This window comes from Micromonospora sp. NPDC004336, from assembly GCF_053602615.1.
Map to the genome: position 1 here is coordinate 1 of NZ_JBSGDY010000014.1, position 25,994 is coordinate 25,994.

The 25,994-nt window shown below is 74.0% G+C and carries 18 protein-coding genes and 1 pseudogene; 12 read left to right on the top strand and 7 right to left on the bottom strand.

Going from position 1 to position 25,994, the window contains the following annotated elements; genetic code table 11:
* Together ACWENR_RS05455 and ACWENR_RS05460 are read right to left on the bottom strand one after the other, a co-directional pair.
* Window positions 1-586: C39 family peptidase (locus tag ACWENR_RS05455; RefSeq protein WP_452275840.1), on the bottom strand; the 586-nt coding region annotated here is incomplete at its 3' end.
* 983 nt (window positions 587-1,569) lie between these two features.
* Window positions 1,570-3,312: pseudogene (locus ACWENR_RS05460) on the bottom strand (beta-N-acetylhexosaminidase); the annotation flags it as partial.
* 292 nt (window positions 3,313-3,604) lie between these two features.
* Here ACWENR_RS05460 and ppdK point away from each other — a divergent pair.
* The 7 genes from ppdK (at window position 3,605) to ACWENR_RS05495 (ending at window position 13,168) form a co-directional block, all read left to right on the top strand.
* Window positions 3,605-6,313, top strand: coding sequence for a pyruvate, phosphate dikinase (gene ppdK, locus ACWENR_RS05465; protein WP_452275841.1), 2,709 nt, complete (start codon window positions 3,605-3,607; stop codon window positions 6,311-6,313).
* Between the two features lie 87 nt (window positions 6,314-6,400).
* The gene (locus ACWENR_RS05470; protein ID WP_452275842.1) at window positions 6,401-6,757 is read left to right on the top strand and encodes a VOC family protein; all 357 of its coding nucleotides are present in this window, start codon (window positions 6,401-6,403) and stop codon (window positions 6,755-6,757) included.
* Window positions 6,747-8,054: a deoxyguanosinetriphosphate triphosphohydrolase gene (locus ACWENR_RS05475; RefSeq protein WP_452275843.1), complete on the top strand. Its 1,308-nt coding sequence runs from the start codon at window positions 6,747-6,749 to the stop codon at window positions 8,052-8,054. The genes ACWENR_RS05470 and ACWENR_RS05475 overlap by 11 nt, the downstream gene beginning before the upstream one ends.
* A 10-nt stretch (window positions 8,055-8,064) precedes the next feature.
* Complete coding sequence (locus ACWENR_RS05480; protein WP_452275844.1) at window positions 8,065-8,901, top strand: siderophore-interacting protein; 837 nt, start codon at window positions 8,065-8,067, stop codon at window positions 8,899-8,901.
* 84 nt (window positions 8,902-8,985) lie between these two features.
* Entirely contained in the window at window positions 8,986-10,623 is a 1,638-nt protein-coding gene (locus ACWENR_RS05485) for a BCCT family transporter (protein ID WP_452275845.1), read from the top strand.
* A 115-nt stretch (window positions 10,624-10,738) separates the two neighbouring features.
* Window positions 10,739-12,631: a DNA primase gene (dnaG, locus tag ACWENR_RS05490; protein WP_452275846.1), complete on the top strand. Its 1,893-nt coding sequence runs from the start codon at window positions 10,739-10,741 to the stop codon at window positions 12,629-12,631.
* Window positions 12,632-13,168 (top strand): hypothetical protein, encoded by a 537-nt coding sequence (locus tag ACWENR_RS05495; protein ID WP_452275847.1) that lies wholly within the window; start codon window positions 12,632-12,634, stop codon window positions 13,166-13,168. It abuts the gene before it with no gap.
* A 10-nt stretch (window positions 13,169-13,178) separates the two neighbouring features.
* Here ACWENR_RS05495 and ACWENR_RS05500 read toward each other — a convergent pair whose 3' ends face one another.
* The 5 genes from ACWENR_RS05500 to ACWENR_RS05520 all read right to left on the bottom strand — a co-directional run bounded on the left by ACWENR_RS05500 (window position 13,179) and on the right by ACWENR_RS05520 (window position 20,264).
* The gene (locus ACWENR_RS05500; RefSeq protein WP_452275848.1) at window positions 13,179-14,156 is read right to left on the bottom strand and encodes a TAXI family TRAP transporter solute-binding subunit; all 978 of its coding nucleotides are present in this window, start codon (window positions 14,154-14,156) and stop codon (window positions 13,179-13,181) included.
* Window positions 14,153-14,545: a roadblock/LC7 domain-containing protein gene (locus ACWENR_RS05505; protein WP_452275849.1), complete on the bottom strand. Its 393-nt coding sequence runs from the start codon at window positions 14,543-14,545 to the stop codon at window positions 14,153-14,155. The genes ACWENR_RS05500 and ACWENR_RS05505 overlap by 4 nt, the downstream gene beginning before the upstream one ends.
* A complete protein-coding gene (locus ACWENR_RS05510; RefSeq protein WP_452275850.1) occupies window positions 14,542-17,037 on the bottom strand; it encodes a sensor histidine kinase in 2,496 nt (831 codons plus the stop codon). Before ACWENR_RS05510 ends, ACWENR_RS05505 begins: the two co-directional genes overlap by 4 nt.
* Window positions 17,038-17,109: 72 nt before the next feature.
* Window positions 17,110-18,096, bottom strand: a complete 987-nt coding sequence (locus ACWENR_RS05515) for a TAXI family TRAP transporter solute-binding subunit (protein WP_452275884.1) — start codon at window positions 18,094-18,096, stop codon at window positions 17,110-17,112.
* A gap of 29 nt (window positions 18,097-18,125) precedes the next feature.
* Window positions 18,126-20,264, bottom strand: coding sequence for a TRAP transporter permease (locus ACWENR_RS05520; protein ID WP_452275851.1), 2,139 nt, complete (start codon window positions 20,262-20,264; stop codon window positions 18,126-18,128).
* Between the two features lie 460 nt (window positions 20,265-20,724).
* Between ACWENR_RS05520 and ACWENR_RS05525 the strand changes: the two genes are divergently transcribed.
* From ACWENR_RS05525 to ACWENR_RS05545, 5 genes are all read left to right on the top strand, one after another.
* The gene (locus ACWENR_RS05525) at window positions 20,725-21,657 is read left to right on the top strand and encodes an ABC transporter ATP-binding protein (protein ID WP_452275852.1); all 933 of its coding nucleotides are present in this window, start codon (window positions 20,725-20,727) and stop codon (window positions 21,655-21,657) included.
* A 324-nt stretch (window positions 21,658-21,981) separates the two neighbouring features.
* A complete protein-coding gene (locus ACWENR_RS05530) occupies window positions 21,982-22,524 on the top strand; it encodes a hypothetical protein (protein ID WP_452275853.1) in 543 nt (180 codons plus the stop codon).
* Between the two features lie 246 nt (window positions 22,525-22,770).
* A complete protein-coding gene (locus tag ACWENR_RS05535; protein ID WP_452275854.1) occupies window positions 22,771-23,577 on the top strand; it encodes an ABC transporter permease in 807 nt (268 codons plus the stop codon).
* Between the two features lie 12 nt (window positions 23,578-23,589).
* A complete protein-coding gene (locus ACWENR_RS05540) occupies window positions 23,590-24,399 on the top strand; it encodes an ABC transporter permease (RefSeq protein ID WP_452275855.1) in 810 nt (269 codons plus the stop codon).
* Window positions 24,400-24,465: 66 nt separating this feature from the next.
* Window positions 24,466-25,587, top strand: a complete 1,122-nt coding sequence (locus ACWENR_RS05545) for a YihY/virulence factor BrkB family protein (RefSeq protein ID WP_452275856.1) — start codon at window positions 24,466-24,468, stop codon at window positions 25,585-25,587.
* The last annotated feature ends 407 nt before the right edge of the window (window positions 25,588-25,994 follow it).

Below are 25,994 nucleotides of genomic sequence, written 5' to 3' on the forward strand. Positions count from 1 at the left end.
GGTTGGGGTTGGCGGAGTCGGCGATGGTGACGGTGTTGCCGTTGTCGCGGTAGCCGACGACGCTGATGTAGTGGCCGCCTTCGAAGGAGTGGGTGTTGCCGTCGGTGTCGGTGGCGGTACCGGCGATGTTGGCGACGACGGCGTGGCCTTCGTCGATGGCGGTGACGATGTCGGTGCGCAGCTTGTCGGTCTGCTTGTCGTCGGCCTTGGCCTCGCGGATCTCCACCGACTGGTAGGCGTCGCGACCGGTTTCCTTGTTCAGGACGGGGGTGATGTCGTTGATGGAGTTGGTGCCGGCTTCGGTGGTGCCCATGCGCTGGGCCATGCCGTCGACGTCGATGTTCTTGCCCTGGACGCTGAGGGCGTTGCGGGCGGCGGCGGGGCCGCAGTAGTAGAAGTTCGGCTGGGCCTCGTAGCGCACGCCCAGCTCCCGCTCGCCGTGCTTGCGGTCCTGACCCACGGTGGTGGTGGGCTTGTTGTCGGCGGGCGCGGCGAAGGCGGTGGTGACGGGGCCGGCGATGGCGCCGCCGGTGAAGGCGAGGCCGGCAGCGGTCAGGGCGGTCTTACGCAGGATGTCGGTACGCATGATGGTCTTCACCTCTCGATCGGGGGTGCGCGGACACGCGCGGGGGAGCGGCGTGCCGCGAAAGGGGAAGTCAGAACGGATCGCTCCGGCGGCGGGGCCTGCTCGGGCGTCCGGGGTGTCTCAACGACCCGACCCGGCCACGCATTCCGCCGGCCGATCGGGCACCACGGCACGGGGGAGCGCCGCGGGTATGCCATGTTCAACGACCCGGGCCCGCCCACGATTCCGCCGCCTGGGTGGCGCCGACCACGGGACGCCACCGGACACCAAACGACATCCGGGGATCGATCGGACGCCACGAGACAGACATAGCGGCCTATAGTTCGCGGATGTCGCCGGCCGGTCCGTCGGGTGAGCATGGCACCGGCGAGCGCACTGTCGAGCTGATGTCGTAAACGATTCACCAGGCCCGCCCGCCCGAACCGGCGGAGTTCGCCGACCGGCGGGTCGTGGTGGTCGGCGGCGGGACGTCCGTCGTCCAACGGCCCCGGCGGGTCGTGGTGGTCGGCGGCGGGACGTCCGTCATCCAACGGCCCCGGCCGGCGGGCCCGCCGTTCCGCCCGCACCACGCACCGCTCCGCCCGCCGCCCGGTTCGGGACGCCGCGCCCCGCCCGCCGCCCGATTCAGGAGAGGACCCGCATCCCCGAATCGTCTACGACATCAGCTCGACAGCGGCGCGGCGAGGGGTCGGGCGTCAGGCGGGCCGGGCGGGCGCGGAGGCATCCTCGGGGTCGGGCTGGCGGAGGACCGCTGCGGGTGCCGGCGGCCCCGGCGGGGTGGGGACCGCCGGGTGTGGTCCGGTGGACGCGGCGGCATCCTCCGGGCAGGGCTGACGGAGGACCGCTGCGGGTGCCGGCGGCCCCGGCTGGGTGGGGACCGCCGGGAGTGGCCCGGTGGGCGCGGAGGCGTCCTCGGGGTCGGGCTGGCGGAGGACCGCTGCGGGTGCCGGCGGCCCCGGCTGGGTGGGGACTGCCGGGAGTGGCCCGGTGGGTGCCGGCGGCTCCGGTTGGGTGGGGATTGCCGTCTCCGGCGTGGCGGGGGCCGGTGCCTCCGTGGGCCACGGGATCTCCGGCGAGCGGTGGAAGGCGATGCCGGCGGCGGCCCAGCGCGGGCCGTGCCCGGCCAGCCGGTCGCGGAAGCCGGCCCAGTCGTGCGTCGCGCGGGGCGACCAGCCCAGCTCGGCGATCGCGGGCAGGCGGGGGAAGAGCATGAACTCGATCTCGTCCCTCGACGTGACCGTCTCGGTCCACAGCGGCGCCTCCACCCCGAGCACCGCCTCGGCCGGGACGTCGGCCACGTGGGCGCCGGGGTCCCAGTCGTACGACCGTCGGACGTCGATCAGGCCCGCCCAGTCGTGCCCGACGGGGGTGTCGGCGGTGTACTTCATGTCGAGGTAGGCGTGGTTTCCGGGGGAGAGGACCACCCGCGCGCCCCGGCGGACGGCGTCGGCGGTGACCGGGTCCTCGCCCGTCGTCCCCCACCACTGGAGCACCCGTCCCTCGGCGTGCCGGGCGGGCGCGATCTGGTGCCAGCCGACCACCGTCTTGCCGATGCCGCCGACGATCCGCTGCACCCGCTCGACGAAGCCGGCGTACGCGTCGGGGCGCACCTTGAACGCCTCGTCGCCGCCGATGTGCAGCCAGGGCCCCGGGGTGAGCGCGGCGATCTCGCCGAGCACGTCGGCGACGAACTCGTACGTCCGCTCGCTGGCCGGGTCGACGTAGCTGAAGCCGACCTCCGTGCCGGTGTACGGCGGCGGCGCGACCCCGTCCGGCGCGAGTTCCCCGTACGCGGTCAGCGCCGCGTGGGTGTGCCCCGGCAGGTCGATCTCCGGCACCACGGTGATGTGCCGCTGCGCCGCGTAGGCCACGATCCGGCGGTAGTCGTCGCGCGTGTAGTGCCCGCCGGGGCCGCCACCCACCTCGGTCGCCCCGCCGACGGTGGCCAGCCGGGGCCAGGAGTCGACGGCGATCCGCCAGCCCTGGTCGTCGGTGAGGTGCAGGTGTAGGTGGTTGAGCTTGTAGCGGGCCAGGTGGTCGATCACCCGGAGCACGTCCGGCACGCCGAAGAAGTGCCGGGCCACGTCGAGCATCGCGCCCCGGTAGGGGAACCGCGGGCGGTCGGTGATCGAGCCGCCGGGCACCGTCCAGCGCTCGGCGACCGGCGTCGGGCTCTCGATCGCGGCCGGCAGGAGCTGCCGCAGCGTCTGCACGCCGAGGAAGAGGCCGGCCGGGGTGGCGGCCCGGAGGCGTACCCCGTCGGGCGTCACGTCGAGCCGGTAGCCCTCCGCGCCGAGGTCCCCGGCCTCGACCAGCTCCAGGGCGATGCCGCCGGCGGGCTCGGGCCGGGCGGCGTCGGCGACCGGCAGCGGATAGCCGGTGGCGGGTCGGAGCAGGGCGGCGAGCTGCTCGCCGACCGTCCGCGCGGCGTCGTCGGTGCTCACCCGGACCACCGCGTCGGCGGTGAGGACGAAGTCCGCGGCCGGGTCCGGCGCGACCAGCTCGGGGGCGGGCACCACGTCGCCGAGCCGGACCGGGGCCGGCGGGGCGAGCAGGTCGCCTGCCGTACGGGCCGCCGCCCGGGCCAGCTCGGCGGCGGCGGGCGCGTGGGCCGGCAGGCCGGCGTGCCCGGGCGCGCGGTCGTCCGGCCCGGCGACGGCCGGGTCGGTGGGCTCCGGGGCGGCGGTGGGAACGGTTGGCACGGCGACGGCTCCGAGGGGGTGTATTTGCGGCTGTTATGGCAAAGGTGAAGTTCACCGAAACGCGTGCCGTCAAGAGTACGAGGGAGGGCCGGAATTGCGTGATCATGCGCGTGGAAGCGTTCCCAAAAACCCGTACGAACGCGGATAGTCGTGATGGCTGTGCCTATTGTCACCGAACGGTCCCAGCCCACGCGATGTTCGCTTAGCCTTCGCCCACCAGCCGGCACGGCACCGGGATTACCGGTGGTCCACCCCGGGGTATGGGAGCAACTGAACCTTCGTTAAGGGTCTTACCGGCGCGCGTGGGAGGCTTCTGGTGGCAGCGCAAGAGACGGCGGAGAACAAGTACGTCTACGACTTCGCCGAGGGCAACAAGGACCTGAAGGACCTGCTCGGCGGCAAGGGGGCCAACCTGGCCGAGATGACCAACCTCGGCCTGCCGGTGCCCCCGGGCTTCACCATCACCACCGAGGCCTGCAAGGCGTACCTGTCCACCGGCCAGGAGCCGGCGGGGCTCGCCGACCAGATCGCCGCGCACCTCGCCGCGCTGGAGCGGGCGATGGGCAAGCGCCTCGGTGACCCGCAGGACCCCCTGCTCGTCTCCGTCCGCTCCGGCGCCAAGTTCTCCATGCCGGGCATGATGGAGACCGTCCTCAACGTCGGCCTCAACGACCGCAGCGTGGTCGGGCTGAGCGCCCAGGCGGGCGGCAACGACAGGTTCGCCTGGGACTCCTACCGCCGCCTGATCCAGATGTTCGGCAAGACCGTCTGCGAGGTGCCGGGCGAGGAGTTCGAGCACGCCCTCGACGAGGCCAAGCGCGCCAAGGGCACCACGAACGACCTGGACCTGGACGCCGACGACCTGCGCGGGCTGGTCGACGAGTACAAGAAGATCTTCCTCAAGCACACCGGCCGGGAGTTCCCGCAGGAGCCGCGGGAGCAGCTCGACCTCGCCATCCGCGCGGTCTTCGAGTCGTGGAACGCCGAGCGCGCGGTGCTCTACCGTCGCCAGGAGCGGATCCCGGCCGACCTCGGCACCGCGGTCAACGTGGTGTCGATGGTCTTCGGCAACCTCGGCCCCGACTCGGGCACCGGCGTCGCGTTCACCCGCGACCCCGCCAGCGGCGCGCAGGGCATCTACGGCGACTACCTGGCCAACGCCCAGGGCGAGGACGTCGTCGCCGGCATCCGCAACACCGTGCCGTTGCAGGAGCTGGAGCGGCTGGACAAGAAGTCCTACGACGAGCTGCTCGGCATCATGGCCCGGCTGGAGGGCCACTACAAGGACCTCTGCGACATCGAGTTCACCATCGAGCGCGGCAAGCTCTGGATGCTCCAGACGCGGGTCGGCAAGCGCACCGCGGCGGCGGCGTTCGTCATCGCCGGCCAGCTCGTCGACGAGGGGCTGATCGACCTCGACGAGGCGCTGCACCGGGTCAACGGCGCGCAGCTCGCCCAGCTGATGTTCCCGCGCTTCCAGCTCGACCACGAGTTCCAGCCGGTCGCCAAGGGCATCGGCGCGTCCCCGGGCGCGGCGGTGGGCAAGGTGGTCTTCACCTCCGCCCGCGCCGTCGAGCTGGCCGCCGAGGGGGAGTCGGTCATCCTGGTCCGCCGGGAGACCAACCCCGACGACCTGAACGGCATGATCGCGGCCCAGGGCATCCTCACCTCCCGTGGCGGCAAGACCAGCCACGCCGCCGTGGTGGCCCGGGGGATGGGCAAGACCTGCGTCTCCGGCGCCGACGAGCTGGACATCGACATCCCGCAGCGGAGGTTCACCGTCGCCGGGCGGACCGTCACCGAGGGCGACGTCGTCAGCATCGACGGCACCACCGGCAAGGTCTACCTCGGCGAGGTGCCGGTCATGCCCTCCGAGGTGGTGCAGTACTTCGAGGGTGAACTCGACCCCGAGCAGACCGACGACGCGCTGGTCAGGGCCGTACACCGGATCATGTCGCACGCCGACGCCAAGCGGCGGCTGACCGTGCGGACGAACGCCGACACCGCCGCGGACGCCGCCCGGGCCCGGCGCTTCGGCGCGGAGGGCATCGGGCTCTGCCGCACCGAGCACATGTTCCTCGGCGACCGGCGCGAGCTGGTCGAGAAGCTGATCCTGGCCCGCGACGACGCCGAGCGGCAGGCCGCGCTGGCGGCGCTGCTGCCGTTGCAGCGGGCCGACTTCATCGAGATCTTCCGGGAGATGGACGGGCTGCCGGTCACCGTCCGGCTGATCGACCCGCCGCTGCACGAGTTCCTGCCCCCGCTCGAGCAGCTCGCGGTGAACGTGGCGGTCGCCCAGGAGCGCGGCGAGGACGTGGCCCAGGAGGAGGCGCTGCTCGCCGCCGTCCGCCGGATGCACGAGCAGAACCCGATGCTGGGGCTGCGCGGCGTGCGCCTCGGCCTGGTCATCCCCGGCCTGTTCGCGATGCAGGTCCGGGCGATCGTCGAGGCCGCGGTCGAGTGCGCCCGGGACGGCCGCGCGCCGCGCCCGGAGATCATGGTGCCGCTGGTCGGGGCCGTGCAGGAGCTGGAGACGGTACGGGCCGAGGCGGAGCGGATCATCGCCGAGGCGACCCGGGAGCAGCCGGTCGAGGTGCTGATCGGCACGATGATCGAGGTGCCCCGGGCGGCGCTGACCGCCGGCCAGATCGCCGAGGCGGCGCAGTTCTTCTCCTTCGGCACCAACGACCTGACCCAGATGGGCTGGGGCTTCTCCCGCGACGACGTCGAGGGCGCGTTCTTCTGGCGCTACCTGGAGCTGGGCATCTTCGGCATCTCGCCGTTCGAGTCCATCGACCGGGACGGCGTGGGCCGGCTCGTCCGGATCGCCGCGGAGGAGGGCCGCGTCGCCCGGCCGGAGCTGAAGCTCGGCGTCTGCGGCGAGCACGGCGGTGACCCGGACTCGGTGCACTTCTTCCACGAGGTGGGGCTGGACTACGTGTCCTGCTCGCCCTTCCGGGTGCCCGTCGCCCGGCTGGAGGCCGGCCGCGCCGCGGTGGAGACGGACGGCTCCGACAGCCGCTGAGCCCGACGCGTACGGCCGTCGGTGGCGGACCCGGGGCACGGGTCCGCCACCGAGCCGTCCGGGCCGCCCGGGCGTAACCTGATCGACATGAGCAGCGTCTGGGAGAGCCTGACCGTCGACGCCCGGGACCCGGCCCGGCTCGCCCGCTGGTGGGCCGAGGCACTGGGCTACCAGGTGGTGGCCGAGGAGCCGGACGGGGCGGTGGAGATCCGCCGGTCCGCCGACCGGCTGCCGGGCCTCACCTTCGTGCCCGTCGGCGACGACAAGGAGACCAGGAACCGGCTGCACCTCGACCTGCGCCCCGAGGACCAGGAGGCCGAGGTCGAGCGGCTGGTCGACATGGGCGCCCGGCACGTCGACATCGGCCAGGGCGACGTCGAGTGGACCGTGCTCGCCGACCCGGAGGGCAACGAGTTCTGCGTGCTGCGCCAGCGTGGGGACTGAGCGTCCGGGGCCGGACGACCCGGACACCGCCCGCCGGGTCGACGAACCGCCGAAGGACACCGGCTACGGGCGGTCGGCGTACGAGCGGGACCGGGCCCGGGTGCTGCACTCGGCCGCGTTCCGCCGGCTCGCCGCGAAGACCCAGGTGCACACCGCCGGCACCGACGATTTCCTGCGTACCCGGCTGACCCACTCGCTGGAGGTCGCGCAGATCGCCCGGGAGATGGGCGCCCGGCTGGGCTGCGACCCCGACGTGGTGGACACCGCCGGGCTGGCCCACGACCTGGGGCATCCGCCGTTCGGGCACAACGGCGAGGACGCGCTCGACGAGTTGGCCGCCGGCTGCGGTGGCTTCGAGGGCAACGCGCAGACGCTGCGGGTGCTGACCCGGCTGGAGGCCAAGGTCGTCGCCCCGGACGGCGCGTCCGCCGGCCTCAACCTGACCCGCGCCTCGCTCGACGCGGTCAGCAAGTATCCGTGGCCCCGCCGGCCCGGCACCCGCAAGTTCGGCGCGTACGCCGACGACCTGCCCGTCTTCGCCTGGCTGCGGGCCGGCGCCCCGGCCGGCGCGTCGGCGTCCGGCGGCGACGCGCGGCGCTGCCTGGAGGCGCAGGTGATGGACTGGGCCGACGACGTCGCGTACTCGGTGCACGACGTCGAGGACGGCATCCACGGCGGGTACGTCGCGCTGCGCCCGCTGCTGGACGACCCCGACGAGCGGGCCGCGCTCTGCGCCGACGTGGCGGCCACCTACTCCGGCGAGTCCCCGGCCGACCTGGACGGGGTGCTGCGGGAACTGCTCGGCGACCCGGTGCTCGCGCCGCTGGCCGGCTACGACGGCAGCCACCGCGCGCAGGCCGCGCTGAAGGCGACCACAAGCGTGCTGACCGGCCGGTTCGTGTCGGCCGTGGTGGCGGCCACGCGGCAGCGGCACGGCCCCGGCCCGCACCGCCGGTACGCCGCCGACCTCGTGGTGCCCCGGCCGACCCGGGCGCGGTGCGCGCTGCTCAAGGGCATCGCCCTGCGGTACGTCATGCGCCGGCCCGGCGCGGAGGACCGCTACCAGCGGCAGCGGGAGGTGCTGGCCGAGCTGGTGGGTGTCCTGGTCGACCGGGCGCCGGACGCGCTGGACCCGGTCTTCGGCCCGCTCTGGCGGGCCGCGCCGGACGACGCCGCCCGGCTGCGGGTGGTGATCGACCAGGTCGCCTCGCTGACCGACCCGGCGGCCGTGGCCTGGCACGAGCGGCTGGTGCGCCCGGCGCGGGGTGGGATGGGCGGGCCGGGGAAGTTAGGTTAGCCTAACCAGCATGACGGAGCGCCCGAAGAAGGTCACGTCCGCCCGGGTACTGCGCACCGAGCGGCCCACCCCCCACCTGATCCGGCTCGTGCTCGGCGGCGAGGAGCTGACCGGCCTGCCGGTGGGCGAGTTCACCGACCACTACATCAAGATCGTTTTTCCGGTGCCGGGCGTCGACTACCCGAGCCCGCTGGACCTCGCCGCGATCCGTCGTGACCTGCCCCGCGAGCAGTGGCCCCGGCTGCGGGCCTACACGGTGCGCGCCTGGGACCCGCTGGCCGGGGAGCTGACCGTCGACGTCGTGCACCACGGCGACGAGGGGCTCGGCGGGCCGTGGGCGGCCGCGCTGCGCCCCGGCGACCCGGTGCGCTTCGTCGGCCCGGGCGGCGCGTACGCCCCGAGCCCCGACGCCGACTGGCACCTGCTCGTCGGCGACGAGAGCGCGCTGCCGGCGATCGCCGCCGCCCTGGAGCGGCTGCCGGCCGGCGCACCCGCGCTCGCCTTCGTCGAGGTCGCCGACCCGGCGGAGGAACAGCCGCTGCCCAGCCCGGGCGCGGTGCGCCTGACCTGGCTGCACCGGGGCGCCCGCCCGGTCGGGGCGGCCCTGGTCGCGGCGGTCCGCGACCTGGAGTTCCCGCCCGGCGAGGTGCACGCCTTCGTCCACGGCGAGGCCACCTTCGTCAAGGAGCTGCGCCGGCTGCTCCGGGTGGAGCGCGGCGTCCCGCGCGACCGGCTCTCCATCTCGGGCTACTGGCGCCGGGGCATGGACGACGAGGGCTGGCGCGCCGCCAAGCCGGACTGGAACCGCCAGGTCGAGGCCGAGGAGTCCGCCGCCGTTCCCGCCTGACCGGTCACCGGCCCGCCCGGTGGGCTTCCGCCGATAACCGCCGCGCGTCGACCCAGCGCCCAGCAGGATGGGCGGGGGGTGACCATGAGCGAGCAGGTACGGGACCGCGCGCCGGCCGTCGGCCGGATCGACCCGGTGGTGCTGGCGCTCAGCGTCGGCGGCGTGCTGGCCGTGGTGGCGTGGGGCGTGCTGGCCCGCGGTTCCCTGGCCGGCTTCGGCGAGTCCGGCCTGGCCTGGGTCATCGACACATTCGGCTGGTTCTTCGTCGTGGCCGCCGACGCCTTCCTCGTGCTCTCGGTGGTCATCGCCGCGACGCGGTTCGGCCGGATCCGGCTCGGCGCCGACGACGACGAACCGGAGTTCAGCACGCTGGCCTGGGTGGCCATGATGTTCAGCGCCGGGATGGGCATCGGCCTGGTCTTCTTCGCCGTCGCCGAACCCATCCAGCACTACGCGACGCCGCCCCCGGCCAGCGGCGTCGCGGCGCAGACCGGCGCAGCCGGCGCGACGGCGATGCAGTACACCCTCTTCCACTGGACCCTGCACCCCTGGGGCGTCTACGCGCTCGTCGCGCTGGCGCTGGCCTACTCGACCTTCCGCAAGGGCCGGGAGAACCGCATCTCGGCTGCCTTCCGCCCCCTGCTCGGGCGGCGTGCCGACGGCGCGGCCGGCCGCGCGATCGACCTGCTGGCCGTCTTCGCCACCGTGTTCGGCTCGGCGACCAGCCTCGGCCTCGGCGCGCTCCAGGTCGCCGCCGGCCTCGATCTGGTCGCGGGCGTTCCCGACACCACCACGGTGGAACTGGTGGTGATCGGCGCGCTCACCCTGGCCTTCGTGATCTCCGCCTTCTCCGGCCTGCACCGGGGCATCAAGTGGCTCTCCACCACCAACGTGCTGCTGGCGGTGCTGCTGATGCTCTTCGTCTTCGTGGTCGGGCCGACCATCTACACCCTGGAGGTGCTGCCGGCCTCGATCGGCGACTACCTGAGCAACCTCGTCTTCATGTCCACCCGCACCGGCGCGTTCTCCGACCCGTCGTGGCTCGGCTCCTGGACGATCTTCTACTGGGCGTGGTGGATCTCGTGGGCGCCCTTCGTGGGCACCTTCATCGCCCGCATCTCCCGGGGCCGCACCGTCCGGCAGTTCCTCCTCGGGGTGCTGCTGGTGCCGAGCGGGGCCAGCGCGGTCTGGTTCGCGGTGATGGGCGGCAGCGCGCTGCGGGCGCAGGCCACCGGCACCAGGGACCTCGTCGCCGACGTCGGCGCGGGCACCGAGCAGGCCCTCTTCGGCCTGCTGGACGGGCTGCCGTTGGCGACCCTGACCAGCGTGCTGGCGATGGTGCTGATCGCGCTGTACTTCGTCACCAGCGCCGACTCGGCGTCGCTGGTGCTCGGCTCGCTGACCTCCCGGGGGGCGCTGCGCCCGCACCGCGGGCTGGTGGTGGTCTGGGGGGTGCTGATCGGCGCGGTCGCCGCCGTACTGCTGCTCGTCGGTGGGCTGGACGCGCTGCAGCAGGCGACGATCATGGTCGCGCTGCCGTTCGTCGTGGTCATGCTCGGCCTGGCCGTCGCGCTGGTCCGGGAGATGGCCGGCGACCCGGCCGTCAACCCGCCGCCCCGGGTGCGCCGCTCCGGCCTGGCCGCCGCCATCCGGGCCGCCCGGTCGTACGACGAGGAGGACCCGCCGCCGGTACGGCGCTACCTGCGGCGCCGCCCCCGGTGACCCACGCGGCACCGGCCGTCGCGGCGCGCCTCGGCGCCGGGCTCACCCGGCGGCGGCGGTCGCCCCGCCGCGCACGGCCTCCCCGGGCGTCGCGCCACCGACCGGACAGGGCAGGATGTACGCCGAGGGGGTGGCGGACATGGCTGGGCGGATCCGGGACGAGGACATCGCGCTGGTCCGGGAGCGCACCTCGATCGCGGACGTCATCTCCGAGACGGTGACCCTGAAGTCGGCCGGCGGCGGCAACCTCAAGGGCCTGTGCCCGTTCCACGACGAGAAGAGCCCGTCGTTCAACGTCTCGCCCGCCCGCAACGTCTGGTACTGCTTCGGCTGCGGCGCCGGCGGCGACGCGATCAAGTTCCTGATGGACGCGGAGCACCTGAGCTTCGTCGAGTCGGTCGAGCGGCTCGCCGACCGGGCCGGCATCCAGCTGCGCTACGTCGAGGGCGACTCCGCCGCGCCCCGGCCGCGCCCGCAGCAGGGGCAGCGGCAGCGCCTCGTCGCCGCGCACGCCGCCGCCGTCGACTTCTACCGCGCCCAGCTCACCACGGCCGGCGCGCGCCCGGCCCGGGAGTTCCTGGCCCGGCGCGGCTTCGACCGGGCCGCCGCCGAGCGCTACGGCTGCGGGTTCGCCCCGGACGCCTGGGACCTGCTCACCAAGCACCTGCGCCAGCAGGGCTTCACCCACGACGAGCTGGTCACCGGCGGGCTGTCCCGGCCGTCGCGCTCCGGCACGCTGATCGACCGGTTTCGCCGCCGGCTGATGTGGCCGATCCGCGACATCACCGGCGACGTGATCGGCTTCGGGGCGCGGAAGCTCTTCGACGACGACGACGGCCCGAAATACCTCAACACCCCCGAGACGCCGATCTACAAGAAGTCGCACGTCCTCTACGGCATCGACCAGGCCAAGCGGGAGATCGCCAAGCAGGGCAAGGTGGTCGTCGTCGAGGGCTACACCGACGTGATGGCCTGCCACCTGGCGGACGTCCCGACGGCGGTGGCGACCTGCGGCACGGCGTTCGGCGCCGACCACATCGCCGTGCTGCGGCGGGTGCTCTTCGACAGCGACGAGCGGGCCGGCGAGATCATCTTCACCTTCGACGGGGACGCCGCCGGGCAGAAGGCCGCGCTGCGGGCGTTCGAGGACGACCAGCGCTTCGTCGGGCGTACCTTCATCGCGGTCAGCCCCGACAACATGGACCCGTGCGACCTGCGCCTGGCCAAGGGCGACATGGCGGTCCGCGACCTGGTCGCCCGCCGCGAGCCGCTCGTCGACTTCGCGCTGCGCCACGTCATCCACCGCTTCGACCTCGACACCGTCGACGGGCGGGTGGAGGCGATGCGCCGGGCCGCGCCGCTGGTCGCCAAGATCAAGGACCGGGAGAAGCGCCCGGAGTACGTCCGCAAGCTCGCCGGCGACCTCGGCATGGAGATCGAGCCGGTGCAGCGGGCCGTACTGGCCGCCGGATCCGCCCCGACCGGCCGGGACGCCCCGCCGCCGCCCCGGCCCGCCCCGGCCGAGCCGGTCGTCGACAACCCGCAGTCGATGGTGGAGCGGGAGGCGCTGAAGCTCGCCCTCCAGGAGCCCGTGCTGGCCGGGCCGATGTTCGACGCGGTCGAGGCGTCCGAATACCGCCACCCCGTGCACGTGGCGGTGCGGGCGGCCGTCGCGGCCGTCGGCGGGGCCGCCACGGCGACCGGCGGCGCGGTCTGGATCGAGTCGGTCCGCGACGCCTGCGAGGACCTGGCGGCCCGGGCGCTCGTCGGCGAGCTGGCCGTGGAGCCGCTGCGCATCGACGGGGAGCCCGACCCGCGCTACGTCTCGGTCACGATGGCCCGGTTGCAGTGGGGCTCGGTGACCGGTCGGATCAGGGACCTGAAGTCCCGGATCCAGCGGATCAACCCGGTCAACAACAAGGACGAGTACTTCGCCGCCTTCGGTGAGCTGCTCTCGCTGGAGCAGCACGCCCGGGCGTTGCGCGAGCAGGCCGCGGGAGGGCTGTAGATGGGACTGTTCCGCCGCAGGCCGAAGCTGCCGCCGGCCGACCGCCCGCCGCTGGCCACCGACGAGCGGGTGCTCGCCTGGGCCGCGGCCGGCAACGGCGACGGCGGCGGCGTGGTGGTGGCCAGCAACCTCGGCCTCTGGCTTCCCGGCCGGGCGCACCGGCTGGGCTGGCACGACATCCTCAAGGCGGTGTGGTCCGGCCGGGAGCTGGCCGTCACGCCGGCGGAACAGGTCGCCGAGCGCGACGGCTACCTGGTGGTGGCGGACGGCCCCGCCGAGACCCACCTGCTGCTCGACCCGGGGGAGCTGCCGCACCAGGTGCGGCAGCGGGTCACCCGCTCGGTGGCGTACACCCGGCACGACCCGGTGCCCGGCGGCGCCGGCCGGATCGCCGCCCGGCGGGTGCCCGGCGTGGACGGCCTGACCTGGACCGTGCGCCTCGATCCCGGCACCCCGACCGACGACCCGGACGTGCTCGCCGAGACCGACCGCCTCGTGGCCGAGGCCCGCGCCGCCACCGCCCCGGCGGACGCCTGACCGGCGCCGGTCAGCCGCTGCGGTAGAACCGGGCCGCGCCCGGGTGCAGCGGGATCGGGTCGGTGCCGGAGGCGCTCTGCCGGGTGAAGTTGCCGCCCTCCGGGTGCACGCTCACCAGGTCGGCCTGGTAGGTGAAGAGCAGCCGCGTCAGGTCGTACGCCAACTGGTCCGGCATCTCGGCGCTGACCAGGATGATGTTCGCCACGGTGACCGTCGGCGTGCCGCGGTCGGTCTTGTAGACCTCCTTCGGCAGCTCCGCGATGGTGTAGACCGCGCCGTACTTCGCGTTGAGCGGCTCGATCAGGTCGTCGATCGGCAGCAGCGCGAACTTCCCCGGCGCGCTCGCCAGCAGGTCGGCCACGCCCGGGGTGGGCAGGCCGCCGGCGAAGAACATCGCGTCGAGGGTGCCCGCGCGCATCCGCTTCACCGTCTCCGGCAGGGACAGGGTGGCGCGGCGGACGTCCCTGTCCGGGTCGAGCCCGGCGGCGGTCAGCAGCCGCCCCGCGACGATGTCCGTGCCGGACTTCGGCGAACCGGTGGACACCCGCTTGCCACGCAGCTCCGACAGCTTCTCGATCTTGGCGTCGACGCGGACGATCACGTGGGTGTAGTTGCTGTAGACGCGGGCCAGCGCCCGGATCTGCTGCGGCTGCCCCTCGAAGGCCCCGCGCCCCTGGGCGGCGTCCGCCGCGGTGTCCGCGAGGCTGAAGGCGATCTCCATGTCGCCGCTGGCCAGCCGGTTGATGTTCTCCACCGACGCGCCGGTCGGTTCGGCCCGGGCCTCGTAGCCGGGCAGGTGCCGGCTGATGATGTCCGCGTAGCCGCCGCCGAGCTGGTAGTAGACGCCGGTGGTGTTGCCGGTGGCGAGGAAGATCCGCCCGCCGTGCCACGGCTGCGGGCCGTCCTCCTCGGCGCCGCAGCCGGCGGCGGCGAGCACGGTCACGGTCGCCAGGAGGGCCGCCAGCAGCCGGGACAGACGTCCGGTCACGCCCGGGCCGCCGGTTCCAGCGCCTCCGCCACCCGCTGGACCAGCATGGCGGTCTCGTAGCCGACCTGGCCCAGGTCGCAGCCCGGCGCGGCCAGCACCCCGACGAGCGCCCGCTCGCCGACCGCCATCACCAGCAGCACGCCGCCGTCCATGTCGACGATCTGCTGGCGTACCCGGCCGGCGGACATCAGCCGCGCGGCGCCGACGGTCAGGCTGGCCAGGCCGCTGATCACGGCGGCGAGCTGGTCGACCTGGTCCGTCGCGAGGTGGGGCGACGCCGCCAGGCGCAGCCCGTCGCCGGAGACCGCGAGGGCGTGCGACACGTCCGGCACCTGCTCGGCGAAGTTGGCCAGCAGCCAGTCGAGGCCGGGACTCACGGATGGGTTCATGTGGTTCTCCTGGTGGGTGTCGTCTGCTGGGTACGCGACGCGGCGGCCACGCCCTCGGAGAGCGCGGACAGCCGGGACCGCACCGTCTCAGGATCGAGCAGGTCGTCCTTCGGGCGCGGCGCGGGGGCGTCGTGCAGGGCGGCGGGCAGCTGACTGCCCCGGGTCCGCCGGGGCAGCCCGGCTCCGGTGACGCCCGGGGCGGCCGGCGACGGCGGTGGGCCCGTCGGCCGCGGCGGGGGCGTGGGCTGCGTCGATGCCATCGGGTGCGTCGCTCCCATCGGTGGGCGACCGGCGGTCGGTGCCCCGAGCACGGGCAACGCGACCGTCGGCGCGCGGTGGACGCTGGTCATGTCGGTCGGATAGGCCGGGCGGCCGGCCGCCGGCGCCGCCGGGGACGCCGTGGCGGCGCGCGGCTGGAACCAGGCGGTCGCGGCGGCCATCGCGTCGGCCGCCGGCCGGCCGCCCACCGGCACGGACACCGGGATCGCGGCCGGGCCGCCGGCCGGGGCGGCCCCGGCCACCGGCCGGCCGACCGGCTCCGGGGCGGGACGCGCGGCCACCGCCTCCATCCGGGTCAACACCGACTCCGGGATGTCCACCTGCGCCACCGTGCCCGCGCCGGTGTTGTGCAGTTGCACGCGTACCCCGTGCCGCGCCGCCAGGTGCGCCACCACGTGCAGGCCCATGCTGCCGGCCGCCGCGCTGGACAGCGTCGCCGGCATCCGCAGCCGCTCGTTGATCGCCCCCAGGCGGTTGTCGCCGATGCCGATGCCCTGGTCGTGCACCCGCAGCGTCAGACCGTCGATCGTGCGTCGGCCGTCGACGTGCACCTGGGTGTGCGGCGGGGAGTAGACGGCGGCGTTCTCCAGCAACTCGGCGAGCAGGTGCACCAGGTTGCCGACGGCGGCGCCGTCCACCGCCACGGCGGGCACGTCGACGTCGACCCGGGGATAATCCTCGATCTCGGACGCCGCGGCCCGCACCACGTCGGCCAGCAGGTGCGCGCCGTCCTGGGCGCGACCGGGCTCACCGCCGGCGAGGACCAGCAGGTTCTCACCGTTGCGCCGCATGCGGGCGGCGAGGTGGTCCAGCGCGAAGAGCCGGGACAGCGCGTCCGGGTCGGTCTCCTCGCGTTCGAACTCGTCGAGCAGCCGCAACTGCCGGGTGATCAGGGTACGGATCCGCCGGGCCAGCGCCTCGACCATCCGGGTCACGTCCATGCGCAGCTCGGCCTGCTCACCGGCCAGCCGCAGCGCGGCCTGGTTCACGGTGTCGAACGCCTCGGCGACCTGGGCGATCTCGTCGCGTCCCTGCCGGATGCCGGCGGTGATCCGGCTCGCCTCGCCCTCGCCCGGCGCGCCGCCGCCCGCCGAGATCGCGGTGATCCGCTCGGGCAGCTCGCGGTGGGCCATGGCCAGCGCGGCGGCCCGCAGCCGGCGCAGCCGGCGGCTGGTGCGTACGGCGAGCAGCACGGCGGTGACCAGCGACGCCAACGCGACGGCGGTGGTCGCGCCACCGGTCAGCAGGGCACGCCGCTCGGCGTCGGCCGCCAGCGTGGACGCCTGCCGGTCGAGGTTCTCGGACAGCTCGCGGCCGAGCAGGTTGTAGCGGCGGATCGCGCCGCTCTGCGCCACGTACCAGGCGTCGCCGTCGGCCCGGAGCCCGGCCGGTTCGGCGTCGGCGTTGAGGGCGCCGTCCCGCATCCGCCGGGCCGTGGAGACGTCGGTGCCCGCCACCAACCGGGTGTACGCGTCCGCGGACCGCCGGCCCGCGATCCGCGAGAACTCGGCCTGGCGCTGCTCCTGCGCGCCGCGCAACTGGCCGAGGCGGACCAGCTCGCCGTCGACCAGGGACCCACGGACGAAGACGGTCCGCAGCAGGTCGCGTTCCAGGGCGGCGAGGTGCTCCTGGGCGGCCACCGTCGCCACCTCCCGCGCCCCGTTGGCCAGGCCACGGTCGCGGAGCTGGGCGGGCAGCGCGTCGGCGACGGCGAGCAGCGACTCGACCAGCGCCAGGTAGGTCGCGTCGGCGGTGGTGGCGGCCAGCGCGGTCTGGCGGGCCGGGCGGAGCCGGTCGAGCTGCGCGTCGGCGCCGTCGAGCACCTGGTCGAGGTCGGGGGCGGCCCGGCGGGCGTCCCGGCTGGCGCCCCGGTACCGCTCGACGGAGGTGTCGACCCGCCGCCGTTGCGCGTCGACGAGGGGACGGCCGGTCGAGCCGCCCCGCTGGCGCAGCGCCGCCGTCTCGCCGAGCTCCCGCTCCAGTTCGTGCACGAGGCGCACGGTGGCCGTGGCGGTGCCGGCCAGCACCCGGGCCCGGTCGGCGTCGGCGGAGGCGTCCAGCGCGGTGGCGGTCTGGGTGGCGCCCAGCACCACCAGGCCGATCGTGGCCACCACGATGGGCGCGAGCAGTTGGGTGCGTACCGACCAGAGCCGGTCGGTGTGGTCGGCGGAGCGGTTGTGCCGGCGCACGCGGGCGGGGTCGGGGAGCGACACTCGGGCCTTCCGGGGGTGGGTCGGGAGGGTGCCGGGTCCGGGCGGGCGACGCCCGGACCCGGCACCGGCGGGTCAGCTCGCGCCGAGGTCCTGCAGCGCCTTGGCCGCGCCGCGGTGCAGCGGCACGGGCTCGGTCTTGCGGGCGGTCTCCAGGCTGATGCCCTTGGCCGCCGGGTTGGCCTGGGCCAGGGCGTCCTTCTTGTCGAACACCGTCCGGGTGATCGCGCACGCCACGTCGGCGTTGAGGTTCTTGCGGACCAGCAGCACGTTCGGCACCACGATGGTCGGGGTGTCCGCCGCCGTCTTGTAGACGTCGGCGGCGATGGTGCCCGCCTGGTACGCGGGGTTCAGCTCGGTCATCTTCGGCAGCAGCGGGGTGATGTCGATGAACTTCACCTTGTCGCCGGCCGTGGTGAACAGGTCGGTCACGCCGCCCGTGGGCACGCCGCCCGACCAGAAGAGGCCGTCGATGCTGCCGTCCTTGACGCCCTCGACGGTCTTGGTCAGGTCCAGCCGTTGCGCCTGGACGTCCTTGGCCGGGTCGAGGCCGGCGGCCTCCAGCAGGCGGTTGGCGATGACCTCGGTGCCGGACTTCGGGGAGCCCGTGGAGATCTTCTTGCCCTTCATGTCGGCGACCGAGTTGATCCCCGAGTCGGCCCGGACGACGACCTGCGTGTAGTTGTCGTAGATCCGGGCGAGCGCCTCGACCGGCTGGGGAGCCGTGAAGGTGCCCTTGCCCTGCACCGCGTTGACCGCCGTGTCGAACAGCGAGAAGGCGACGTCGTACTGGCCGGCGACGAGCTGCTCGATGTTCTGCACCGAGGCGCCGGTCTCGGCGGCGGTGCCGCTCAGCTTGCCGTCGGTCGCGCCCGAGAGCTGGCCGGCGAGGGCGTTGCCGACCACGTAGTAGACGCCGGTGGCGTTGCCGGTGGCGATGCCGACGCGGGTGTTCTCGGTGACCTTGCAGGTGACCTCGCTCGCGGCGTCGTCCTTGGCGGCGCCGTCCTGGCGGCCCCCGCAGCCGGTGACACCCGCCGCGACGAGCGCCAGCGCACCCATCCCCGCGGCGATCCGCACGTTGGTCCGTATCACTGTTTCTCCTCCCCATGGTGCAGCGTTGGCACTGCTGACGGCGCGCCGGTCCGGTCGGCGGCGCCGCGTCTGACGAGCACACCCGCCACCATGACGGCAGCCAGGACGGCGCCGACCGTGACGGGTACGGGTTCGAACCAGAGCAGGATCAGCCCGGCGAGGGCGCCGAGGATCCGCTCCGGCGTGCCGGCCGGGCCGACGCCGGGCAGCCAGCCGCCCGCGGCCACCGCCAGCACGGCGACGCTGAGGGCGGCCACCACCCCGGCCACGGCGATCCGTTGCGGGCCGCCGATGCCGAGCAGCCCGAGACCGGTCGGCGTGACCACGAAGGCGAGCGGGATGAGGTAGGCCGGCAGGGCGTACCGCAGGGTCTGCCACATGGTCGGCACCAGCCGGCCGCCGGTCACGGCGGCGGCGGCCACCGCGGCGAGCGCGGTCGGCGGCGACGCCTCGGACAGGACCGCGAAGTAGAAGACGAACATGGCGGCGGCCGGGGCGGTGACGCCCAGGTCCAGCAGGGCCGGCCCGATGATCACCCAGCCGATCACGAACGACGCGGTGACCGGCACGGCCAGCCCGAGCAGCGTGAGGGCGACGGCGGCGAGCACGGCGGTGAGCGCCAGCACCACGGCCGGCTCGGAGCTGACGGCCTGGGCCCCGCTGACCAGCAGCGCCGCCGCCTGTGGGCCGAGCCCCGTCTTGGTGGTGGTGGCCGTGATGATGCCCGCCGCGGCGCAGACCGCGCTGACCGCGAGCACCCCGCGCACGCCGGCGCTCAGCGCGGAGAGCAGCCGGGCGGGGGTGAGCCGGTGCCGCCGGTCCAGGTAGGACAGCGCGGCGGCCAGGATGGTGGCCAGCACCACGGCGCGGGTGGCGGAGAAGCCCACCGCGAGCAGCACGACGATCGCCAGCAGCGAGAGGAAGTGGTAGCCGAACCGGCCCAGCAGCCGCCAGGGGGAGGTGGTGTCGAGCACCACCGCGCGCACGCCCGAGCGCCGGGCGTCGATCTCCACCGCGAGCAGGATGCCGAGGTAGTAGAGCACCGTCGGGACGGTCGCCCAGCCGAGCACCTGGAGGTACGACACGCCGAGGTACTCGGCGATGATGAAGGCCGCAGCGCCGAGGGTGGGCGGGGAGAGGATCGCCCCGACGCCGGCCGCGGCGAGCATGCCGCCCGCGCGCTCCGGCGGGTAGCCGGCCCGGCGCAGGACGGGCCAGGTGACCGCGCCGATGCTGACGGTCGTCGCCGCCCCGGAGCCGGAGACGGTGCCGAGCAGGAAGCCCGAGGCGACCGCCGTGCGCCCGGCCGCCGTCCGGGAGCGCCGGAAGGCGGCGGCGGAGAGTTCCACGAAGAACCGGCCGGCCCCGGAGAGGTCCAGCACCGCGCCGTAGATGGTGAACAGCACGATGTACGTCGCCGCCACGTCGAGCGGGGTGCCGTAGAAGCCGCTGTCGGAGTTGTAGAAGGCGTCGACGATCTGCCCGAAGTCGAGGCCCTGGTGAGCCACCGGCCAGGCCTGGGGCAGCAGCCCGCCGTAGTAGCCGTAGCCGAGGAAGACCAGGCAGACGGCGGGCAGGATCCAGCCGGTGGTGCGCCGGCACGCCTCCAGCAGCAGCACCAGCAGCACGGCGCCCATGGCCACGTCGATCCCGAACATCTGGCCCTGCCGGTCGAGGAAGGCGTCGTACCCACCGCCGCCCGCGCCGAGGCGGATCGGCAGTACCGGGTAGAGGCAGCTGACCAGCGCCGCGGCGGCCAGCACCCAGTCGACGACGCTCGGGCCGCGCTCGCCGGCGTCGGGCCGGTCAGCCCCGTCCGGGCCCCGCCCCCCGCGCCGCAGGCGCCGGGGCAGCCGCAGATCCGCCGGGTACGCCAGGAAGACGATCGGCAGGACGCCGGCCAGGAAGATCATCAGGTAGAACTTGCTGCCCTGCGGGAGCGGGCGGAACACCTGCCAGAGGGCGAGCAGCGCGATCGCCAGGGTGGCGCCGGTGACCAGGACCGCGACGGGCCCGGAGAGCGGCCGCTCCGGTTTCTCCTCCTCGAACTGGGCGGCCAGGTCCCGCGGATCGGGTGCGCCCGGATCGGTCCGCTCGGCCGGCTCCGCCGGCAGCGGTACCGGGGCGTCGTCCACGGTGGATCCGGTTGCCGCCGTGGGCGACTGTGGGGCGGATTCGTCGGAGGAACGTACTGGTGACACGAGGGGGCACGATACGCGAATTGCACACCCGAGGGGAACATTGCTGATCATGATTGCGGTAAGTAATGGTGCCGGGTGGACAATTACGTAGAGGTACCGTGATTAGGCCGATTATTGATCGGAATGTGGACCGAAACTGGCGACAACGCGGATTGTCGAGGGACCGTTTGGATCCGGGTTGTCCACGATGGTCCCTCAGCGGCGTTGGCCGAGGTCGCCGGTCGGAAGCGCGCCGCCGCCGAGTTCCCCGCCCGCAAACTCATGACGGAGAGTAGTTTTGTCGCTCTCCGTGCCTGCCGGGCGGTCGATTCCGCCGCACCGCGGGGGCGTCCCGAGGCGCTCGCGGCCGACGAATCCGGTGGGCGGTGTCGGACGGGGCGGCTAGGGTCGGTCGGTGACCACGGCTCAGCCACTCATCCAGGCGGAAGGGCTGGTGAAGCGGTTCGGCGACTTCACCGCCGTCGACGGCATCGACGTCGAGGTGCGCGCAGGTGAGGCGTTCGGCTTCCTCGGGCCCAACGGGGCCGGGAAGTCCTCCACCATGCGGATGGTCGGGTGCGTCTCCCCGCCCAGCGGCGGCAGGCTGCGCATCCTCGGCATGGATCCGGTCCGCGACGGGCCGGCCATCCGCGCCCGCCTCGGCGTCTGCCCGCAGCTCGACAACCTCGACCCCGAGCTGACCGTCCGGGAAAACCTCACGACCTACGCCCGCTACTTCGGCATCCCCCGCCGGGTGGCCCGGGCGCGCGCCGCCGAGCTGCTCGACTTCGTCCAGCTCGGCGAGCGGGCCGACAGCAAGGTCGAGCCGCTCTCCGGCGGCATGAAGCGGCGGCTGACCATCGCCCGCGCGCTGGTCAACGAGCCGGAGATCGTGCTGCTCGACGAGCCGACGACCGGCCTCGACCCGCAGGCCCGGCACCTGGTGTGGGAGCGGCTGTTCCGGCTCAAGCAGCAGGGCGTCACGCTGGTGCTCACCACCCACTACATGGACGAGGCGGAGCAGCTTTGCGACCGCCTGGTCGTGATGGACGGCGGGCGGATCGTCGCCGAGGGCTCGCCGCGCGCGCTGATCGAGCAGCACGCCACCCGCGAGGTGGTGGAGCTGCGGTTCGCCGCCGAGTCGCAGGAGGAGTTCGCCGGCAAGCTCGACGGCCTGGGGGAGCGGGTCGAGGTGCTGCCGGACCGGATCCTGCTCTACGTCGCCGACGGCGACGCGGCCGTCGCCGAGGTCGGCGCCTCGGGGCTGCACCCCGCCAACGTGCTGATCCGGCGCAGCAGCCTGGAGGACGTCTTCCTGCACCTGACCGGCCGCACCCTGATCGACTGACCGCCCCGCTGGCCCGCCCGGCCGTCGACCCGCCGGTCCGCTGGCCCGCCCGGTCCGCTGGCCCGCCCGGCCCGCTGGCCCGCCCGGCCGTCGGCCCGCCGGTCCGCTGTGCTGGGTTGCCGGCCCGCTGGCTGCGGAAATTCGCCGGTCTACTGTGGTCGGCCCTCGGCCCACTGCTCCCCGGGGCCGCCGGTCCGCTGTGTCACGGGCGTCGGCCCGCTGGCGGCCAGGTCGCCCCGGGGCGCTGGCTGTGGCGGCGATTGTCTTTCCGTAGCATCGGCGGGCCGGTGGCACGCCGCCGCCGGTGACGAACACGGGGGTGTCATGTCGAGGTTGCAGTTCCAGTCCCGGCACCAGGCCGGGCTGGGCGCTCTCTATCTGGGTGTCTTCGCCACCATCTGGTTCAGCGTGCCGGCCGCGGACCAGCCGCTGCGGGCCCTGCTCGTCGTCGGCAGCGGCGCGGCGCTGCTCACGGCGGTGGTCGGCGCGGTCGTGGCGGCGCGCAGCCGGAGAGCCGCCGCTGTCGCCCGGGACCGCGCCGCCGACCGCCGGTACCTGCTGATCGTCGTCGCGGAGTTCGTCGCCGCGGGGATCGGCGCCGCCGTGCTCAACCTCGTGGGCTGGTCGGAGTTCGCTCCGGTGCTGGTGTGCGCCGTGGTGGGGCTGCACTTCTTCCCGCTCACCCCGGTGCTGCGCGACCCGCTGCTGCGTCCTCTCGGCGCCGCCATGTGCGCCGTCGCGCTGGCCGGGCTGGTCACCGGGCTCGCCTCGGGGGTGTCGGCGGGCCTGGTCGTCGGCACCGGCGCCGGGCTACTCCTGCTCGGCTACGCGGTGCTGTCGCTGGTACGCGGCCTCCGCACCCCCTGACCGTCGGCCGGCGGCCACCGATCCGGAGACGGCTCGTCCGCACCGGACGGCCGGGTGAGCGGCGGGACCCGGTCTGCGCCCGGAGGGCGAGGCGGGTCGCCTGCGTGTCGTAGCCCTCGGGCCGGCGAGGCGGCCGGCCCCGAAACGGGGCGACAGGGCGGACGGTCCGCCGTAGGGTTGCCGCGGCCTGTCGTACCGTCCGGGTAGGAAGGTCGTGGTGGACGCGGAGCGAGGCGGGGTGGGCGCGTGAGCGCGGCGCGACAGGCGCGGGACCGGGCGCGACCGGCGCTGCCGCCGGTGCCGGCGGTGGCGGTGCTGGCCCACCATCTGGTCGGCTACCGGCGCACCTGGCGGGCCGGGGTCTTCTCGTCCTTTCTGCTGCCGGTGCTGACCGTGCTCGGCTTCGGGCTCGGCGTCGGTGCCTACATCGACGAGGGCGTCGGCGGGGTGCGCTACCTCGACTGGATCGTGCCCGGCCTCATCGCGTCGACCGCGCTGCAGACGGCGATCGGCGAGTCGACATGGCCGGTGTTCAGCAACTTCCAGTGGATCAAGACCTACTTCGCGCAGAGCGCCGCGCCCCTGCGGGTGGGCGACATCCTCACCGGCCACCTGGCCTTCGTGGTGTTCCGGGTGCTCACCACCATCGCCGCGTTCCTGCTGGTGACGGCGTTGTTCGGGGCGCTGCGCTCGCCGTGGGCGGTGGCCGCCGTGCCGGTGGCGGCGCTGCTCGGCCTCGCCGTCGCCGCGCCGACCTTCGCGTACGCGGCGGTGGTGTCCACCGACAGCTGGCTGGCGATGCTGCTCCGCTTCGCGGTGATCCCGATGACGCTCTTCGCCGGGGTGTTCTTCCCCGTGGAGTCGCTGCCCACGGCGTTGCGCTGGCTGGCGTACGCCACGCCCCTGTGGCACGGCGTCGACCTGTGCCGGGCGGCGACGCTGGGCACCGCTCCCCAGTGGTCGACCGCCGGCCACCTGCTCTACCTCGCGGCATGGGCGGTCGCCGGCTGGCTGCTGGCCCGCCGCGCGTTCCGTCGCCGGCTCGTCGTCTAGGGAGGTGTGCCCGTGGTCAGTCTCGTCCTGCCCCGGCTGGTCGACGTCTCCGGCGCGTCCCGTCGGGCGGCGTCGGTGGCCGAGCGCAACGTCGCGGCCCTGAAGTCCGTCTACTGGCTGCTGCTGGTCTCCGGCTTCGTCGAGCCGCTGCTCTACCTGCTCTCCATCGGCGTCGGGGTGGGGGCGCTGGTCGGCGACCTGGCGCTGCCCGGCGGCCAGGTGGTCACGTACGCGGCGTTCGTCGCGCCGGCCATGCTCGCCTCGTCGGCCATGACGGGCGCGCTGTCGGAAACGACGTTCAACTTCTTGGGCAAGATGAAGTACATGAAGCTGTACGACGGGGTGATCGCCACCCCGGTACGGCCGTTCGAGGTCGCCCTCGGGGAGCTGGGCTGGGCGATGCTGCGGGGTGGGTCCTACTCGGCCGCGTTCCTCGTGGTGATGGTGGGGATGGATCTGACCAGCGCGGCCCGGGCGCTGGTCGCCTTCCCCGCGGCGGTGCTGGTCGGCTTCGCCTTCGGCGCGCTCGGCATGACGATCTCGACCTTCATGCGCAGTTGGCAGGACTTCGACCTGATGGGCTCGGCCCAGTTCACGCTCTTCCTCTTCTCCGGCACGTTCGTTCCGGCCGAGGCCTATCCGGCCCTGCTGCGCTGGGTGGTCGAGGTGACCCCGCTCTACCGCGCGGTGCACCTGATCCGTGGCGTCACCGTCGGCACGGCCGGCGCGGAATGGCTGCTCGACGTGCTCTACCTGCTCGGTGTGCTGGCCGTCGGTCTGCTGGTCGCGTCGCGCCGGATGGGCAGGTTGCTCTACAAGTAGGTGGTTAACCGTCGCCGCTGCCGGGGCATGTCGAGGGGACACGAACCGACCAGTAGGGGAGGGGCGATGGCCTCCGACGAGTCTTCCGCCCGCAACGGGCGCGACCACGACGTCTCCGGGGCCGTGGGCGCCGGGCGGGCGGGCGGTGACCGCCGGACGGGCGGCGCCGACCGGAGTCCGGAACCCGGGCGCGGCGAGCGGCAGCGCGCCGGGCGCGGCCCCGTCGGGCCCGACGAGGGCCCCGACAGCCCGACCGAGCTGCCGGGCACCGGGTGGAAGGCCGCGCTGCGCCGCACGCTGCGCGAGTTCCAGGACGACAGCCTCACCGACTGGGCGGCGGCCCTGACCTACTACGGGGTGCTCTCCATCTTCCCCGGCCTGCTGGTGCTGGTCTCGATCCTCGGCCTGCTCGGCCCGAAGGCGACGCAGGGCGTCAAGGACACCGTCAACCAGGCCGTCCCGCAGGAGAACATCCGGCAGATCGTCGAGGGCGCGATCAACCAGGCGCAGCAGAGCGGCGGGTTCGCCGGCCTCGCCGCCATCCTCGGTCTGCTGGCCGCGTTCTGGTCGGCGTCGGGCTACATCGCCGCCTTCATGCGCGCCTCGAACACGATCTACGACGTCCCCGAGGGGCGGCCGATCTGGAAGACGCTGCCGATCCGGATCGGCGTCACCGCGCTGATCGGCGTGATGCTGCTGGCCAGCGCCGTGATCGTGGTCTTCACGGGCGGCTTCGCCGAGCAGGCCGGTGAGGCGATCGGGCTGGGCTCCACCGCGGTGACCGTGTGGAACATCGCCAAGTGGCCGGTGCTGCTGCTCCTGGTGAGCCTCATGTTCGCCATCCTCTACTGGGCCTCCCCGAACGCGCGGCACGGCGGGTTCCGCTGGGTCAGCCCGGGCGGCGTGCTGGCCGTCGTGATCTGGCTGGTCATCTCCGGCCTCTTCGCCCTCTACGTCACCAACTTCGGCTCCTACAACAAGACGTACGGGGCGCTCGCGGGCGTGATCATCTTCCTGATCTGGCTGTGGCTGAGCAACATCGCGATCCTCCTCGGCGCGGAGTTCGACGCCGAACTGGAGCGCAGCCGCGCCATCGAGGCGGGCCACTCGCCCGACGAGGAGCCGTACGTGGAACTCCGCGACGACCGCAAGCTCAAGAAGAAGCGCAACGCGCCCGTCCGCCGCTGACCCCCGCCCGGCGCCAGCCCAGGCCCGACAACACCCGCTCCCGTACCACCCACGCGCCCCGCCGCCCACCCCGGTCGGCGGGGCGCCCCCTGCCCAGCCCCGCCCGCCCCGCGCTCCTCCCACCCCCGCGATCTTGCACTTTTGGCCCCTTGAATTGTCCGCTTACAGACCAGCTGCGGCATATGCCCGGGGCAGGAACTGCAAGATCGCCGCAGCTAGTGGGGGCAGGGGCGGGGCGGGGCGGGGCGGGGCAGGGCGGGAAGGTGGGGGAGGGGGGGCTGGGGGCTTTTGTTTGGTCTGACAAAAGTTGGGGACGGATCTGCTGAAGGTATGGACAGCTCGCGCAGAAGGCTCCTACTGTGTCGGACACAACACCTCGGCTTAAGTCGATGTGAAGCGAGCCCCCC